Annotated in this window: 14 protein-coding genes; 6 read left to right on the top strand and 8 right to left on the bottom strand. The window is 66.9% G+C overall.

Annotation, left to right across the window (positions count from 1 at the left end; translation table 11 throughout):
• Positions 1–52 precede the first annotated feature (52 nt).
• Both dapA and B9C43_RS23145 read left to right on the top strand, forming a co-directional pair.
• On the top strand, positions 53–1,012 hold the full coding sequence (gene dapA, locus B9C43_RS23150; protein ID WP_084428899.1) for a 4-hydroxy-tetrahydrodipicolinate synthase: 960 nt from the start codon (positions 53–55) through the stop codon (positions 1,010–1,012).
• The gene (locus B9C43_RS23145) at positions 1,009–2,691 is read left to right on the top strand and encodes a ribonuclease J (RefSeq protein ID WP_033387096.1); all 1,683 of its coding nucleotides are present in this window, start codon (positions 1,009–1,011) and stop codon (positions 2,689–2,691) included. Before dapA ends, B9C43_RS23145 begins: the two co-directional genes overlap by 4 nt.
• A 50-nt stretch (positions 2,692–2,741) precedes the next feature.
• Here B9C43_RS23145 and B9C43_RS23140 read toward each other — a convergent pair whose 3' ends face one another.
• The 3 genes from B9C43_RS23140 to B9C43_RS23130 all read right to left on the bottom strand — a co-directional run bounded on the left by B9C43_RS23140 (position 2,742) and on the right by B9C43_RS23130 (position 5,010).
• Entirely contained in the window at positions 2,742–3,698 is a 957-nt protein-coding gene (locus B9C43_RS23140; RefSeq protein ID WP_084428897.1) for an EamA family transporter, read from the bottom strand.
• 62 nt (positions 3,699–3,760) lie between these two features.
• Positions 3,761–4,069, bottom strand: coding sequence for a DUF4333 domain-containing protein (locus B9C43_RS23135; protein WP_084428895.1), 309 nt, complete (start codon positions 4,067–4,069; stop codon positions 3,761–3,763).
• 116 nt (positions 4,070–4,185) lie between these two features.
• The gene (locus B9C43_RS23130) at positions 4,186–5,010 is read right to left on the bottom strand and encodes a lysophospholipid acyltransferase family protein (protein ID WP_033387110.1); all 825 of its coding nucleotides are present in this window, start codon (positions 5,008–5,010) and stop codon (positions 4,186–4,188) included.
• 96 nt (positions 5,011–5,106) lie between these two features.
• Between B9C43_RS23130 and B9C43_RS23125 the strand changes: the two genes are divergently transcribed.
• Together B9C43_RS23125 and B9C43_RS23120 are read left to right on the top strand one after the other, a co-directional pair.
• Positions 5,107–7,509, top strand: coding sequence for an FtsK/SpoIIIE family DNA translocase (locus B9C43_RS23125; protein ID WP_084428893.1), 2,403 nt, complete (start codon positions 5,107–5,109; stop codon positions 7,507–7,509).
• Between the two features lie 25 nt (positions 7,510–7,534).
• Positions 7,535–8,287: a dienelactone hydrolase family protein gene (locus B9C43_RS23120; protein WP_235038776.1), complete on the top strand. Its 753-nt coding sequence runs from the start codon at positions 7,535–7,537 to the stop codon at positions 8,285–8,287.
• Between the two features lie 145 nt (positions 8,288–8,432).
• Here the strand turns inward: B9C43_RS23120 and B9C43_RS23115 are convergent, their stop codons facing one another.
• Genes B9C43_RS23115 through B9C43_RS23105 form a run of 3 tightly spaced genes read right to left on the bottom strand, consistent with a single transcriptional unit; the run spans position 8,433 to position 10,875 of the window.
• The gene (locus tag B9C43_RS23115; RefSeq protein ID WP_143446511.1) at positions 8,433–8,870 is read right to left on the bottom strand and encodes a phospholipase; all 438 of its coding nucleotides are present in this window, start codon (positions 8,868–8,870) and stop codon (positions 8,433–8,435) included.
• 45 nt (positions 8,871–8,915) lie between these two features.
• The gene (locus B9C43_RS23110) at positions 8,916–10,094 is read right to left on the bottom strand and encodes a CaiB/BaiF CoA transferase family protein (RefSeq protein ID WP_084428889.1); all 1,179 of its coding nucleotides are present in this window, start codon (positions 10,092–10,094) and stop codon (positions 8,916–8,918) included.
• Positions 10,095–10,113: 19 nt separating this feature from the next.
• Complete coding sequence (locus B9C43_RS23105) at positions 10,114–10,875, bottom strand: alpha/beta fold hydrolase (protein ID WP_235038799.1); 762 nt, start codon at positions 10,873–10,875, stop codon at positions 10,114–10,116.
• 32 nt (positions 10,876–10,907) lie between these two features.
• Between B9C43_RS23105 and B9C43_RS23100 the strand changes: the two genes are divergently transcribed.
• Complete coding sequence (locus B9C43_RS23100; protein WP_143446510.1) at positions 10,908–11,726, top strand: helix-turn-helix transcriptional regulator; 819 nt, start codon at positions 10,908–10,910, stop codon at positions 11,724–11,726.
• A 10-nt stretch (positions 11,727–11,736) separates the two neighbouring features.
• Positions 11,737–12,117, top strand: a complete 381-nt coding sequence (locus B9C43_RS23095) for a VOC family protein (protein ID WP_033387088.1) — start codon at positions 11,737–11,739, stop codon at positions 12,115–12,117.
• Here the strand turns inward: B9C43_RS23095 and B9C43_RS23090 are convergent.
• Positions 12,102–13,946, bottom strand: coding sequence for a diguanylate cyclase domain-containing protein (locus tag B9C43_RS23090; protein WP_160096650.1), 1,845 nt, complete (start codon positions 13,944–13,946; stop codon positions 12,102–12,104). The genes B9C43_RS23095 and B9C43_RS23090 overlap by 16 nt on opposite strands.
• A 27-nt stretch (positions 13,947–13,973) precedes the next feature.
• Positions 13,974–14,879, bottom strand: a complete 906-nt coding sequence (locus tag B9C43_RS23085; RefSeq protein WP_235038775.1) for an alpha/beta hydrolase — start codon at positions 14,877–14,879, stop codon at positions 13,974–13,976.
• Positions 14,880–14,967: the final 88 nt, after the last annotated feature.

Below are 14,967 nucleotides of genomic sequence, written 5' to 3'. Positions count from 1 at the left end.
GACGGGGGAGCTGCAGCGAATACCCCCAGGTGGAGGGGGTACCTTCAGCTGTATGACCAGATGTCCTTCCGCTGCTCCCGGCCGTCCGTTCGGCCGTGTTCTGACCGCGATGGTCACCCCGTTCGACGCGAGTGGCGCGCTTGATCTGGCTAAGGCCCAGGAGCTCGCCGCGCACCTGGTGGACCTCGGAAACGACGGTCTGGTGCTCAACGGCACCACCGGTGAAGCGCCGACCACGACGGACGACGAGAAGGTCAACCTGGTTCGCGCCGTCGTCGAGGCTGTCGGCGACCGCGCCACCATCGTGAGTGGCGGAAGCACATACGACACCGCGCACAGCGTGCACATCTCCAAGCAGCTGGCCGCCGCGGGCGCACACGGCCTGCTGGCCGTCACGCCTTACTACTCGCGGCCGTCGCAGGACGGTTTGATCGCGCACTTCACCGCGATCGCCGAAGCGACGGACCTGCAGGTGATGCTCTACGACATCCCGCCGCGCGCGGTCACCCCGATCCAGACCGCCACGCTGTTCCGCCTGGCCGAGCACCCGCAGATCGTCGCGGTGAAGGACGCCAAGGGTGACCTGAACGCGGGCTGTGACGTGATCGCGAACACCGACCTGGCGTACTACTCGGGCGACGACGTGCTCAACCTGCCGTGGCTGTCCGTCGGCGCAGTCGGCTTCGTCAGCGTGATCGGGCACGTCGCGGCCGATCGCCTGCGGCTGCTGGCCGACGCCTACGAGAGCGGCGACGTGACCAAGGCTCTGGAGATCAACCGCGGCCTGCTGCCCGTGAACCGCGCGATGGGCCGTACCGGCCCCGGTCTTGGCCTTGCGTTCGTCAAGGCCGCGCTGCGGCTGCGTGGCCTGGATGTCGGCGACACCAGGCTGCCGATTCTGCCCGCGACCGAGGAGCAGACCGCCGCCATCGCCGCCGATCTGGCCGTGGCCGGTGTCTCACTCGGACTGCCTGACGCCGTGCGATCGTCATCTGAGACCGTTAGCAGGTGATCGAAACCTCGCAGAACCTCCCGCCACGGCTGGCCGATGGTGGGCTCCGCGTGGTCGCTCTCGGCGGAATCGGCGAGGTCGGCCGCAACATGACCGTCTTCGAGTACGACGGCAGGCTGTTGATCGTCGACTGTGGCGTGCTGTTCCCCGAGGACCAGCAGCCGGGTGTCGACCTGATCCTGCCGGACTTCCGTGCCATCGAGGACCGGCTGGAGGACATCGACGGCATCGTGCTCACGCACGGGCACGAGGACCACATCGGTGCGGTGCCGTTCCTGCTCAGGCTGCGCGCGGACGTGCCGGTGATCGGCTCGAAGTTCACGCTCGCGCTGCTGGCCGCCAAGTGCAAGGAACACCGGCAGGACCCCGTACTCGTCGAGGTGACCGAGCGCGAGCGGCGCTCAGCGGGTCCCTTCGACCTGGAGTTCTTCGCGGTCAACCACTCCATTCCGGACGCGTTGGCCGTGGCGATCCGCACACCGGCCGGCCTCGTGCTGCACACCGGCGACATCAAGCTCGACCAGCTGCCGTTGGACGGTCGCCTGACGGACCTCGGCGGCTTCGCGCAGCTCGGCGACGAGGGCGTGGACCTGTTCCTGGTGGACTCGACGAACGCGGAGGTCCCCGGCTTCGTCACGCCTGAGCGTGAGATCGGCCCGGTGCTGGACAACGTGATCGCCCGGGCCACCCAGCGGGTGATCGTGGCGTGCTTCGCCAGCCACGTGCACCGCGTGCAGCAGGTGCTGGACATCGCGGTGAAGCACGGCAGGCGGGTCGCGTTCGTCGGCCGCTCGATGGTCCGCAACATGGGCATCGCGGGCGAGCTCGGACTGCTGACCATGCCGGAGAACCTGCTCATCGACCTGCACGACGCGATGGAGCTGCCGGAGCACGAGGTGCTCTTCGTCTCCACCGGCAGCCAGGGCGAACCGCTGTCCGCGCTGTCCCGGATGGCCCGTGGCGAGCACCGGCAGATCTCGATCCGCCCGGGGGACACCGTCGTGCTGGCAAGCTCGCTGATCCCCGGCAACGAGACCGCGGTGTTCGGTGTGGTCAACGGCCTGGCGCGGCTGGGCGCACACGTTGTGCACCAAGGGAACGCCAAGGTGCACGTGTCCGGGCACGCGTCCGCGGGTGAATTGTTGTTCCTGTACAACGCCGTCCGGCCGTCCAATGTGATGCCGGTGCACGGCGAGTGGCGGCACCTGCGGGCCAACGCGGCATTGGCCGTGGCCACAGGCGTTCCGGAGAAACAGGTCGTGCTCGCCGAGGACGGCGTGGTCGTCGACCTGATCGACGGTATCGCCCGGATCACCGGCCGCGTCGAGGTCGGGCACGTCTACGTGGACGGTCTGTCCGTGGGTGACGTCGGCGAATCGACGCTGTCGGACCGGCTGATCCTGGGCGAGGGCGGCTTCATCTCGATCACGGTCGCCGTGGAGGGCAGCACCGGCCGTGCCGTGGCACCGCCGACGATCTCCGGACGTGGCTTCTCCGACGACCCCAAGGCGTTGGACGAGGTCGTCGCATTGGTCGAGATGGAGTTGTCACGGACCGAGGCCGAGGGCATCACGGACACCCACCGCATCGCACAGGTCGTGCGCCGCGTGGTCGGCCGCTGGGTGGCCGAGAAGTACCGCAGGCGTCCGATGATCGTGCCGACCGTCATCCCGGTCTGACTTTTGACAGGGCCCGGCCTGTGTGGCCGGGCCCTACCCCCAGTAGGTGTTCAGCTTGCTGGCCGCACCGAGGCCATGTCATCGGTCGCGGGATGGACTTGGTGTCCCACTGGGGGTTGAGACGCACGCTGGACCAGAAAGGCTCCACCCAGCAGCGTCAGACCCCCGATGATCTGGATCACACTGAGCTGTTCGTTGAGCAACGCCCACGCGGCGGCCGTCGCGATCACCGGCTCGGCCAGCGACAGCACACTGACCACATTGGACGGCAGGTGCCGTAGGGCGCTCATGCCGAAGGTGTAGGCGATGACCGTGCTGAAGACCGCGATGCCCGCCAAGAGTGTCCACACAGGACCAATTGGCGTCTCCCTGGCGAGGATTTCGCCTGGCAGCGCCCACGGCGGCGTGAGCACGACGGCAACCGCCACGGCACCGACGAGCATGCCGTAAGTCGCCATGGTCAACGGATGCCTTGTGGTGAGGGCATGCTCGCCGATCAAGAAGTAGCACGCGGCACACACCGCCGCGCCGACTCCCGCGAGCAGGCCGATCGCGTCGAGCCGCAGCCCTTCCCAAACCTGCGCGACCATCGCCAAGCCCAGCAACGCAAGCGCGGTCCCAGCCCACGCCTTCGCCGGAAGGACCGTGCCGCGGACGAACCGCACCCACAGCGCGACCAGGACCGGAGCGGTGAACTCCAACAGCATCGCGATGCCCACCGGCACCCGTGCCACCGCGATGAAGTACATCGCCTGCACCCCGGCGACACCGAACAGCCCGAAACCAAGCAGCACCCGCCAGTCAGCGAGCCTTATCCGCAACAGCCGCGGCTTGACGACGGCAAGCCCGCCGAGGAACAGCAGGGCGGCCAAGCTGATCCGAACACTGACAACCTGTTGAGGCGTCAACCCGGCCGCCATGGCCTGCTTGGCCAACGGCCCAGAGCTGGCCGAGAACACCGACGCGGCCAGGACAAGAACCGTTCCACGAGCGCGATCAGGGGTCACGCAGGCGAGTTTGCGCGCGAGTCAGGGTTGGATGCGCGGAGTTTTCCCAGCGCCTGAGATCGTTACTGGGGCTGGCTGACTTCGTACTCGGCGTTCTCCTCCGATCGCACGGTGATCGTCACCTTGCGCTGTTCGCCGCTGACGGTGACGTCGCAGGTGAACGTGTGACCGACCTTGACGGGTTGGTCGTCAGGACAAGTAACCGACTCGGCGTTGTCGCTGTACCGCTCGTTGAGAATCCTCTTGACCCCGTCCTCCACGTTACGGCCGTCGAGGACCTTCTCTTCCGTTTCGGGCGCAGGTGTGGGAACACCGTCTGTCGAGTTCGAGCACGCCGCCATCAACAGCAGAAGTGGTAGTACCCAACGCATCACTGCCTCCCCATCAGCAACCGGTCGAGTTGCCCGGCGAGCCTAGCGTGGTCAGCTGGCGCGACCGTACGCCACAGTTGACCGTCGTACGTCCGAATGGCTGTCAGCCAGATGAATCAATCCCGCCAAGGGGAGACGGTGTCGGTCGGCCGCGTCGGGTCGTGGAACTTCGGCAGATGCGGCTCATCCGGGCGCAGCGGCGCCAAGTTGTCGGTGATCGCCTGCATGATCCGTTTGTGGGCGCGGACCGCGTCGCCTGGTTTGTCCGCTGAGAGGTCGGAAAGATCCACCGGGTCGCCGAAGTGCACCTTGAACGTCGGGCGCCTGGTGATTCCGCGCAGGAACGACGTCAGCACGGGCTTCACGTCCGACCAGCCCGTCACCGTTTCGGTTCCCCAGTAGGCCGCTTCGTGCGCGCCCCACTGCGAGATGGGCACGACGCGGGCGTTGGCGGCCAGCGCGATCCGGGCGACGCCGGTCTTCCCGCGCTCCGGCCACATGCCGCGCTCGTGCGTGATCCGGCCTTCGGGGTAGACCAGCAGCGGTGCGTCCGCCTGCTTGATCGCCTCGACGGCTTTGGCGAAGGACTCCAGCACGGTCGCCTTGCCGCGTTCGACGCGCAGCGCTCCGGCGTGCCGCAGGCCCCAGCCGACGACCGGGGTGTCCAGCAGGCCCGCGGCCAGCATGAACCGCGGCGCGATGCCGATCTGGTAGCACGCCTTGGTCAGCACGAAGGGGTCGAACACCCCGATGTGGTTCGCGGCCAGCACCAGCGGGCCGTCCAGCAGGTCTTTCGGCACCGTGCCGGTCACTTCGAGGTTGCCGGCCAGTGCGACAAAACCACGATTCGTCTCGAGCATCCCCCGCCAGACGGGCGAAATGGGTGAACCCGTCGTGAAGCGGCGTGTCGGCTCGTGTCCGTCCCGGTACAGCGCAACCATGGTGCGGAGCATGGCATGCCCGGGTCATGACCTTGCGACCTGGGCTGGCCTGTGACGGCTGGGACCAGAGAGGCTAGGGCGACTACCGTGGGACGCATGGCGACGAGCCGCTCCACCACCGCCAAGCGAACCACCGCACGCAAGAAGCCCGCTGCGGCGGCGAGGAAGCCTGCCCCGGCCCGCAAATCCAAAGGAACCGCAGGTAAAGCCATCAAGGGCACGTGGAACCTGCTGGCGAAGGGCGTCGGCGGGCTCGCGCGCACCCTCGGCAAGACCAAGGACCTCGACCCCGCGCATCGGCGGGACGGTCTCGCGTTCGGTTACATCGCGTTGGCGGTGATCATCGCGGCTGCCGTGTGGTGGCGGGCGGCCGGTCCGATTGGCCGGAACGTCGAAATCGGTGTCCGGTCGGTCATCGGCGCGGGCGCGGTGGCGTTCCCGCTCGTCCTCATCGTCATCGGTGTCACGCTGATGCGGTCCGACCCCAAGCCCGACGCCAGATCGAGGCTGGTCATCGGCTCGTTGCTGATGACGTTCGCTTTACTGGGCATGTTGCACCTGCTCAACGGCGGTGAGACGAACGCCGAGCAGATGTTCGGCGGCGGTGTGCTCGGCTACGTCTCCGGCGGCCTGCTCGCCGCCGGTGTGACCGCGTGGGTCGCGTTTCCGCTGCTCATCCTGGCCTTGGCGTACGGCATCCTGCTGTTCACCGGCACGCCCATCAAGGAGATCCCGAACCGGCTGCGCGACCTCGGCCGTGACCCCGACGACGTCGCGGAAGAGCAGGAGCAGGCCGAGCTCGCCGAGCCGGCGGCCGAGGTCAAACTCCGGCGCCCCTCGCGCCGCCGCCAGGCCTCCATGGCCGAGCCGGCCGCGGGCGAGGAGCCGCCACCTGCGCCCCTGCCGCTCGAAGAGCCGACGCCGCCGCCCAAGCCGCGCGAGCCGAAGCCGAAGAAGCAGGCGGTTCAGGAAAAGCTGCCGATGGCCACGGCACGGGTCGTGGAAGGCGACTACGAACTGCCGCCGCCGTCGCTGCTTGAAGAGGGCGACGTGCCGAAGAGCCGCAGCCGCGCCAACGACATGATCATCGAGGCGATCACCGGCGTTCTCGAGCAGTTCAACGTGGACGCCCAGGTCACTGGCTTCACCCGGGGGCCGACCGTGACCCGCTACGAGGTCGAGCTCGGCCCGGGCGTGAAGGTCGAGAAGATCACCGCGCTGACCAAGAACATCGCGTACGCGGTGGCCACCGACAACATCCTGTTGCTCGCACCGATCCCCGGGAAGTCCGCGGTGGGCATCGAGGTGCCCAACAACGACCGTGAGATGGTCCGCCTTGGGGACGTCCTGCGCTCGCCGGTCGCGGTCAACGACACGCATCCCATGGTCGTCGGCCTCGGCAAGGACATCGAAGGCAACATGGTCACGTCGAACCTGGCCAAGATGCCGCACCTGCTGTGCGCCGGGTCGACTGGTTCCGGTAAGTCGAGCTTCGTCAACTCGCTGCTGGTGTCCCTGCTGGCCAGAGCGACACCGGACGAGGTACGGATGGTGCTGGTCGACCCGAAGATGGTCGAGCTGACGCCGTACGAAGGCATCCCGCACCTGATCACGCCGATCATCACGCAGCCGAAGAAGGCGGCGGCGGCGCTGGCGTGGCTGGTCGAGGAGATGGAGCAGCGCTACCAGGACATGCAGGCCAACCGGGTCCGGCACATCGACGACTTCAACAAGAAGGTGCGCTCCGGCGAGATCACCGCGCCGCCCGGCAGCGAGCGCGAATACCGGCCGTACCCGTACATCCTGGCGATCGTCGACGAGCTCGCGGACCTGATGATGACCGCGCCACGGGACGTGGAGGACGCGATCGTCCGGATCACCCAGAAAGCCCGGGCCGCGGGCATCCACCTGGTGCTGGCGACGCAGCGGCCGTCGGTCGACGTGGTGACCGGCCTGATCAAGACCAACGTGCCCTCAAGGCTGGCCTTCGCCACGTCGTCGCTGATCGACTCGCGGGTCATCCTGGACCAGCCGGGCGCGGAGAAGCTGATCGGCATGGGCGACGGCCTGTACCTGCCGATGGGTGCCTCCAAGCCGATCCGCGTGCAGGGCGCGTACGTCAGCGACGAGGAAATCCAGGCAATCGTCGCGTTCACCAAGGACCAAGCACAGCCCGAGTACACCGAGGGCGTGACGACCGCGAGCGGCGGCGAGAAGAAGGAGATCGACGCCGACATCGGCGACGACTTGGACGTACTGCTGCAAGCCGCGGAACTGATCGTGACATCGCAGTTCGGCTCGACGTCGATGCTGCAGCGGAAGCTCAGGGTCGGCTTCGCGAAAGCCGGGCGGCTGATGGACTTGCTGGAGAGCCGAGGCGTGGTCGGGCCGTCGGAAGGCTCGAAGGCACGGGAGGTTCTGGTCAAACCGGAAGAACTGGAATCGGTGCTGTACTCGATCCGCGGCGGGGGCGGGCCTGCGCCCGAAGAAGAGGAGTAATGTCGCCAGCGGGACGATTTCGCTGGTGACAGGAGCTTTTCGGATGATGGTCGATGTGCCCACAAAGGACGGAATAGCCGATTCCTACCTGGTGGTCCCGGAAGGCGGGCCACACCCGGGAGTGCTGTTCTTCGAGGACGCCTTCGGCCTACGCCCAAGGCTTTTCGAAATGGCCGACCGTATCGCGGCGCAAGGCTACGCGGTCCTGGCGCCGAACATCCTGTACCGAGGCGGTCCGTGCCCCCAGTTCGACCTGGCCGCCCTCCAAGACCCCGAACAGCGCGGCGCGTTGTTCGGCAAGATCATGCCGTTCATCCGGCAACTGGACACCGCGACGATAACCAGTGACACAGAGTCCTATTTGGACTTCTTCGCGGCGCAGCAAGGCGTTGCGCCGGGGCCAGTGGTAGTCATGGGCTATTGCATGGGCGGCACGAACGCGTTGCGTGCGATCGAGGCGTTCCCCTCGCGAATCAAAGCGGTGGCGTCATTCCACGGCGGCCGCCTCGCAACGGATGAACCGGACAGCCCGCACCTGAGCGTCGGAAACATCACGGGCGAGGCGTACTTCGCGCACGCCGATCAGGACCACGCGATGACTGCGGAGCAGATCAAGATCCTAGAGGCGGCTCTGGACGCGGCGGGCGTGACATACCGCTCGGAGATCTACGAAGGCGCGCAGCACGGCTTCACGATGTCGGACACGGCGGCGTACGACGAGGAAGCCGAAAAGCGCCACTGGGACAACCTCTTCGCCCTCCTCGAACGCACCCGCTAGCGGGACGTAGCCCTGAGCTGAGGTCTGCCGAGAGCGCCGCTTGTCGTTCGTGCGAAAGCGGTGCTCGAGCCAGATTCGGATGGCGTGCGTGGCTGCTTGGCGGCCAACTGCCAGCGCGAGTGGCTCGAGCACGCTACGAAGTTACTCAGGTGCCCCACTTGCGGACAGCGGAGTAGTACAGGTTCGCGGTGCCCTTGCAGATGACGTTGCCGCCGCAGATGGAGTACATGTCTGCTTTGAACTTGTCGTCTACGCGGAGCTTCTTGTCGGCGTTCCACCGGCCTTGGCGCTTGTTGTTGCGGTAGCCGAAGTCGTGGCGGTGACAGGCAGGCGCGAAGTTGAAGCCGAGGGGCTTGTCCGGCGACCATGAGCAGGTGTCCGAGGACCAGTCCAGCTGGTCGGCGTACGGGCGGCTGTTGCGGATCGAGGTGAACTGGGACAGCGACTTCGAGAAGGAGTAGTCGTCAGTCACCGAGGCCAGTTGCGATGGGGTCAATGCCGCATGGGCCGTTCCGGTGCCTAGTGCGATGGCGGTGATGGCACTGGCTGTCAGGACCGAGGCGCGCTTGAGCAGGTTTGGCACGTCTGACTCCCTTGTGGACTTGTCCAGGTCAGCCCACTGTGCTGATCAACCCGCCGGCGCGCTACCCCCTTTCGGGTCGTTCAAACCAAGTTCCGCCAGTACTTCGCCGGTGTGTTGGCCGAGTGTCGGGCAGTGTTCACGAATAGTCGCTGGTGTGGCCGAGAATCGCACCGGAAACCCGATCTGCCGGTACGGCCCCTCGGTCGGGTGAATCGCTTGCGTGATCAGGGGTTCGAAATAGGGGTTGTCAGCGGCCTCGTCCAGCTCTAGCACCGGGGCGAAGGGGATGCTTCGGTCGCCGCAGATCTCCTGCCACTCTGCCGTTGTATGCCGGACAGCGAACTGCTCGACGAGCGCGTACAGCGCCGAATAGTTGTGCGCTCGCTGCTCGTGGTCCTGGAAACGTTCGTCCGCCGCCAGCTCCGGTTCGCCGACCGCCAGGAAGAACTCCGCGATGTTCTTGTCGGTGTACGGCAGGATGCACGCCCAACCGTCCTTTGTGCGCACCGCGCGATGCGGTTTCGCCATGGCCCGGTTGAAGCCGGTCGGCCCGAGCGGCGGCTCGAAGGTCTGGCCGCTGAGGTGCTCGACCATGGTGAACGCCAGCAGCGTGTCCGTCATCGGCACCTCGACCTGCTGGCCTTGCCCGGTCGCGCGTTGGTGCACCAACGCGGCCAACACCGAGTAGGTGATCGTCAGCGCGCAGACCTTGTCGGCGAGGATCGACGGGACGTAGTCGGGCGTCCCGGTGGCGCGGCGCATCAGGTCGACCAGACCGGATGAGGCCTGCACGATCTCGTCATAGGCCGCCAGTCCGGCCTGCGGCGAGTCGGTACGGAACCCCTGGGCGTTGCAGTAGATCAGCTTGGGGTTGGCCGCGGAGAGCCGCTCGTAGTCCAGGCCCAGCCGCCGCAGAGCGCCCGGCCGCATGTTGGTGAGCAGGATGTCCGCTCCCTCGACCAGTTTGAGCAGCGCTTCCTGACCCTCGGGGGACTTCAGGTCGAGCACGATGCCGCGCTTGTTCCGGTTGACGTTCAACGCCAGCGCACCCATGCCGGGATTGCGCTGCGGCCGGGTGATGCGGGTGAGATCGCCGCCCGGTGGCTCCACTTTGATCACGTCGGCGCCCATGTCACCGAGGAGTTGAGCGGCGTATGGGCCCATCACCACCGAAGCCAGGTCGATCACCCGGACACCGGTCAGCGGCCCGTGCGAAGTAGTCACGCGATCGAAGTTAGCACCACTAACTAATTTGCCCGGTGAACGAGCGCACGGCCTCGGCGAACCGTGTCGGATCGTCGTCGTGTAGCCAATGTCCGCTGCCGGGAAAGTCCACAAGCTGCGTGTTCGGGCGCTTGAGCATGTCCTGCGCGTGCGCCTCGGACACGAATGGACTCAACGAGCCGCGCAGCAACAACGCGGGGCATGAAGACCCGTGCCAGTCATCCCACCAATGCCCGACATTGCCCTGCTGCACGGCCATCATGTCGTCGTAGTCGTACAGCATCCGCCAGCCGTCGGGCGTCTCGACGAGACTCGCCAGGAAGTAGTCGACCGCCGGGAAGTCGGCAAAGAACTCGACGAATTCTTCCCTCGTCCGGGTGAATCGAGGCCACGAGCTGATGTCCAGTACCGGCTGAGCGACCTCCGGCTCGTCGGTGACCGCTCCGATGTCCTGGATGATCATGGCCCGCACCAGGTCGGGGTGCCTGGCCGCGAGTTGGTACGCGTTCACCCCGCCCAACGAGTGCCCGAACACGATCGCCGGGCCGATGGCCTGCAGGAATGTCGCCGCGTCTTCGACGAAGGCCTCCCTGCTGAAATCCCCGCCGTGCGACGAACGGCCGTGGCCGCGCTGGTCAAGGGCGAGCAGGCGGTAGCCGGGGCCGAGGATGCCGGCCAGCGGCCGGTGGATCTCGGCCCGCCCGAAGGTGCCGTGCAGCGCGAGCACCGGAGTGCCTTCGCCCACGTCGAGATACCAAAACCGTCGTCCACGCATGATCATTTCCGGCACTGGGCCCATGGTAGACAGACACCGTGCGGGTATTCCGGTCGAATTCGGAAACTGGCTGGTGGGAGATGGTCTCCCAGCAGCCGGCCGAGCCGCTGCGCGCGGTGGTCCGCCAGTACGTCGGCTACCGGGAGAACTCGCTCGTCGCGGTCCGCCGCAGGGAGGTGCCGACCGGTGACGTCGCGCTGATCATGAGCTTCGGGCCACGCATCGACGTGGTCGGTGGCGGCGCCTACGGCAGTTTCGCCGCCGCGGTCAGCGACACGTGGTCGGACACCGAGTACATCGGCGAGCAGTACGGGCTCGAGGTGATGATCACCCCACTTGGCGCCAGCCGCCTGCTCGGTGTGCCGTTGGACGTGCTCAACGGCGTGGTCGTCGAGCTGGAAGACCTGATCGGCACCAAGGCGAAACGGCTGATCGAACACCTCGCCGAACTACCCGACTGGCCAAGCCGGTTCGCCGTGATGGACGCCGTCCTGCCGCGTTGGCTCGACGAGGGCAGGCCACCCACCCCGATGGTCGAGTACGCCTGGCAGCGGATCACCGAGACGCAAGGCCGCGTCTCGATCGGCACGCTCGTCGACGAGCTGGGCTGCAGCCGTCGGTATCTGCTGACCCAGTTCCGCTCGCACATCGGCGTGCCGCCCAAGTCGCTGGCCAGGGTGCTGCGGTGCCGGCACGCGATGCGCCTGCTGCGGGCGGGTGGGAAGTCGATCGGGGACATCGCGCACGAGTGCGGCTACTTCGACCAGTCGCACCTCAACCGGGACTTCAGGCTGATCACTGGGATCGTGCCCGCGCACATCCCATTTTTCCAAGCAGGCATGCCGTCGTCGGCTTAGCGTTGCCGGCATGATCTATCCAACGTTGCGCTACCGGGACGCCGTCAAGGCCATCGACTGGCTCGCCGAGGCCTTCGGGTTCGAGAAGTCGGATGTGACCCTCACACCGGACGGCAAGGTCGCCCACGCCGAGCTGCGCCTCGATGACGGCATCGTGATGGTCAACTCCGCACCGGAGGACTATTCCTATACGCCGTCGGCGGATTTCAAGTACGTCCCCTGCTCGCTGTACATCGCTCTGTCCGATGTGGATGGGCATCACGATCGGGCGAGGGCCGCGGGTGCAGAGATCACCATGCAGCTCACCGACATGGACTACGGCTCACGTGAGTACTCCGCGCGCGACCTCGAAGGAAACCACTGGCACTTCGGCACCTACCGGCCCGCCTGAGCAACGGCGACGATGTCGGCGCCCAGGTCGCGCCATCGCTCGGCGTCGTGCCACGTCGGCAGCCCGTCGACGATGACCGACGCACCCGCGGAGCGCACCACCGCGAGGACGTGCCGCAACGCCTTGGTGGTCAACGCGCCTGGGTGTCGCATGCGCCGGTCGAGGCGGACGGCCTTGATCGGCAACGCCTCCAGGAAGGCCAGGTCGGTCAGGTCGAAATCCCTGATCTCGAGGCCCACGCCGGTGTCGGCCAACGGCAACAGCCCGTCGCCGCCGCGGACGCTCAGGCAGAGCCGGTCAAGTTCACGGCCGGCCTCGGCCGCGATCTGTTCCACCTCACCGGGATCAGGCGAGTTCACCCCGATGTGCACGGGCAGGTTCGGGCCTGCCGAGCACACCGTGCGCAACAACCAGCTCTCCGCCCGGCCGAGACAGTCCCAATGCGACAGGCTGCCCCAGGAGAGCTGGGCGTCGTAGCCGATCTTCTGCTTGCCAGGAAACCGGTGCAGCGGCTGGTACTGCACGGTGACCTGGCCGGTCTGCAGTGCTGTCGGCAACACCGCGGTGGCTATCGCGCGTTCTCGATCCTGCGGGCCGAACAGCGACCACTGGCCGGGGCCGAGCCGTTGCGCGCGGGCAAGCGCCAGTTCGGCTGCGTCGAGCGCATCGGCCGGGTTGGTGCCGACGGCGTTGACAACGCCGATCGACGCGCTCAGCACGATGTGGTGCCCGGCGACCTCGATCGGTTGCCGCAGGGCCTCCTGCACATGCCGGACGATCATCTCCGGTTCGGTCGTCGGCATCAGCACAGCGAATTCGTCCGCTCCGAACCGGGCGACCATCGTGTCGTCGGCCGCGACCGCGGCCTGCAGACGCTGTGCGACGTGCATCAGCACGTTGTCCCCGACCTGCCTGCCGAGGCCGCGGGTGATCGCGGCGAACCCGTCGATGTCGAGCTGGCAGAGCGTGACACCGCGCGCCAGCGCGGTCTCCAGCCTGGTGGTGAAGTACTGGCGGTTGGGCAGCCCGGTCAGCATGTCGTGCAGCGCCATGTGGTTCACACGGCTCTGCAGCAGTTCCAGTTCGGTCCGGTCCTCGAACACGATCACGAAACCGGCCTGCCGTGGCCGGGACAACGTCAGCCGTGTCCACGACACCTGCTGGTCCTTGCCGATCAGTTGCTGCTTGCGCTCGAAATGACGCGTGCCACCGGCGAGCAGCGAGCGGAACAGCCCGGCGTCCTCCGGTGGGACGACACCGAAAAGTGTCCGCTCGGCGAGCTCTTTCGGTTCGTAGCCAAGGACTTCACGGAAGGCCGCGTTGGCACGGATGAACCGGCCGTCCTCTTTGATCAGTGCGACTCCGGTGGAGCACCCGTTCAGCACCTCGTCGAGTTCCGCCGAGACGTCCCGCAGCTTGCGGTGGACGTCGCCGAGCGCGGTCAGTGAAGCCCGGTGCACGGCTTCCTGCTGGATGAACGTCGACTGCCTTGTCGCCTCGCTGTACCCAGCGGTCAGCGCGCCGAGCGTGGAGAAGATGCGTTCGGTGCGCCTGGGCAACCCGGCCAGTTCCGGCATCGTGGCAAGCCCGGCACCAAGCGAGTCCATTGTGGACCGAATGCTTTCGGTGGTGCCGCAGTGCATTTCCACCAACCGGACACCGCACAGGAACGCCGGGTCCGGCGTGAAGGGGTCGCTGGTCAGCGCGTCGAGCAGGTCGTCGAGCAGGCCGGCGAGCCGCTGGTGGAACTCGTCGGCCTGCATCGGAACATGGGTGTTCGCAGTGACCGCGGTTGCCCACCGTCGGACGATCTTGTCCCGTGTCGACATGCGGTATGCCTGTGGCGCGGTCATATGTCAGTCGCCGAAGCGTTCCCGTATCCAGGCGCGGATGGCCGCACGGTGCGTGTTCGCGTGCTCTGACAAGGCAACCGAGTGCCCGGCGTCCGGCGTGAGGTGCACGCTGAGCTGCGCGGCCGAGCTGAAGTACGGCGCCTCCGCGGCCCGTAGCGCCGCTTCGCTGGAGCAGTTGTACGCACAGAACAGCGTGTCGTCGTCGCCGTTGGCGATCAGCACGGGAACGTTGATTCCCAGGGACATCGGCCCTTGGAACGCCAGGGTCAGCAGGTCCGGCACGACTGTCGCGGACACCTGGTCCTTGGTGGCCTCGTCGGCCGCCAGGATGGTGGGCAGGAAGTCGCCGGGCAGGTGGAACACCCCGCGAGTGCCGGGCATCGTGGTGACGTACCCGAGGTCGCCGCCCCGCCGGGACAACTGTGGGTCGAGGATGGCAGGCCGCACACCGTCGACGAAGATCGCGGTGAGCGCCAACAGATCCATGGAGTGCGTCATCCCGGTCAGCAGCACGCCGTCGACGTCGCGGTAGGTCGCCGCGGCGAGGACGACGATGCCGGAGCCCATCGAGTGCCCGCCAAGGATGACCTTGCTGAACCGGATCCCGCCGGCCGCGCCGGACCGGAGTTTCGAGACGACCTGGTGCACGACCGAAGCCGCGGTGGTGCCGGTGATCAGCGTGCTCAGAGGCTGCGAGCTTTCGCCTGATCCCAGGAGGTCGATCGCGAACGTGGCCAGTCCCGCGGCGGCCATATGGCGTTGATAGGAGTACCGCCCGTCGCTGGCCGGCATGTCCCAATAAGCCCGGTTGTACGTACCGCCATGCACAAGGAGCTGCACGGTTGACGGGGTTCTGTCCGCGGGCAGGCACAGCTGACCGCGAACGGTTTGTGGCAATAAGGTGAGCATCACGGGCACGCTGACTGTCGTGCAGCGCGCCGAGTCCGCAGCGGCGGATGTCGCCGCAGTCAGAGTTGTCGCGGAAAGAGTGAGAGCG

Origin of the sequence: Kibdelosporangium aridum, from assembly GCF_900176515.1 — a bacterium.
GTDB classification, from domain to species: domain Bacteria; phylum Actinomycetota; class Actinomycetes; order Mycobacteriales; family Pseudonocardiaceae; genus Kibdelosporangium; species Kibdelosporangium aridum.
This window is presented reverse-complemented; position numbering and strand designations above follow the sequence as displayed.

What these genes read in the sequence shown, in the direction of transcription:
- dapA (WP_084428899.1), top strand. Translation starts at nt 53, where the DNA reads ATGACCAGATGTCCTTCCGCTGCTCCCGGCCGTCCGTTCGGCCGTGTT.
- B9C43_RS23135 (WP_084428895.1), bottom strand. Translation starts at nt 4,069, where the DNA reads ATGCGTTGGGTACTACCACTTCTGCTGTTGATGGCGGCGTGCTCGAAC.
- B9C43_RS23130 (WP_033387110.1), bottom strand. Translation starts at nt 5,010, where the DNA reads ATGGTTGCGCTGTACCGGGACGGACACGAGCCGACACGCCGCTTCACG.
- B9C43_RS23125 (WP_084428893.1), top strand. Translation starts at nt 5,107, where the DNA reads ATGGCGACGAGCCGCTCCACCACCGCCAAGCGAACCACCGCACGCAAG.
- B9C43_RS23105 (WP_235038799.1), bottom strand. Translation starts at nt 10,875, where the DNA reads ATGATCATGCGTGGACGACGGTTTTGGTATCTCGACGTGGGCGAAGGC.
- B9C43_RS23095 (WP_033387088.1), top strand. Translation starts at nt 11,737, where the DNA reads ATGATCTATCCAACGTTGCGCTACCGGGACGCCGTCAAGGCCATCGAC.
- B9C43_RS23090 (WP_160096650.1), bottom strand. Translation starts at nt 13,946, where the DNA reads ATGTCGACACGGGACAAGATCGTCCGACGGTGGGCAACCGCGGTCACT.
- B9C43_RS23085 (WP_235038775.1), bottom strand. Translation starts at nt 14,879, where the DNA reads ATGCTCACCTTATTGCCACAAACCGTTCGCGGTCAGCTGTGCCTGCCC.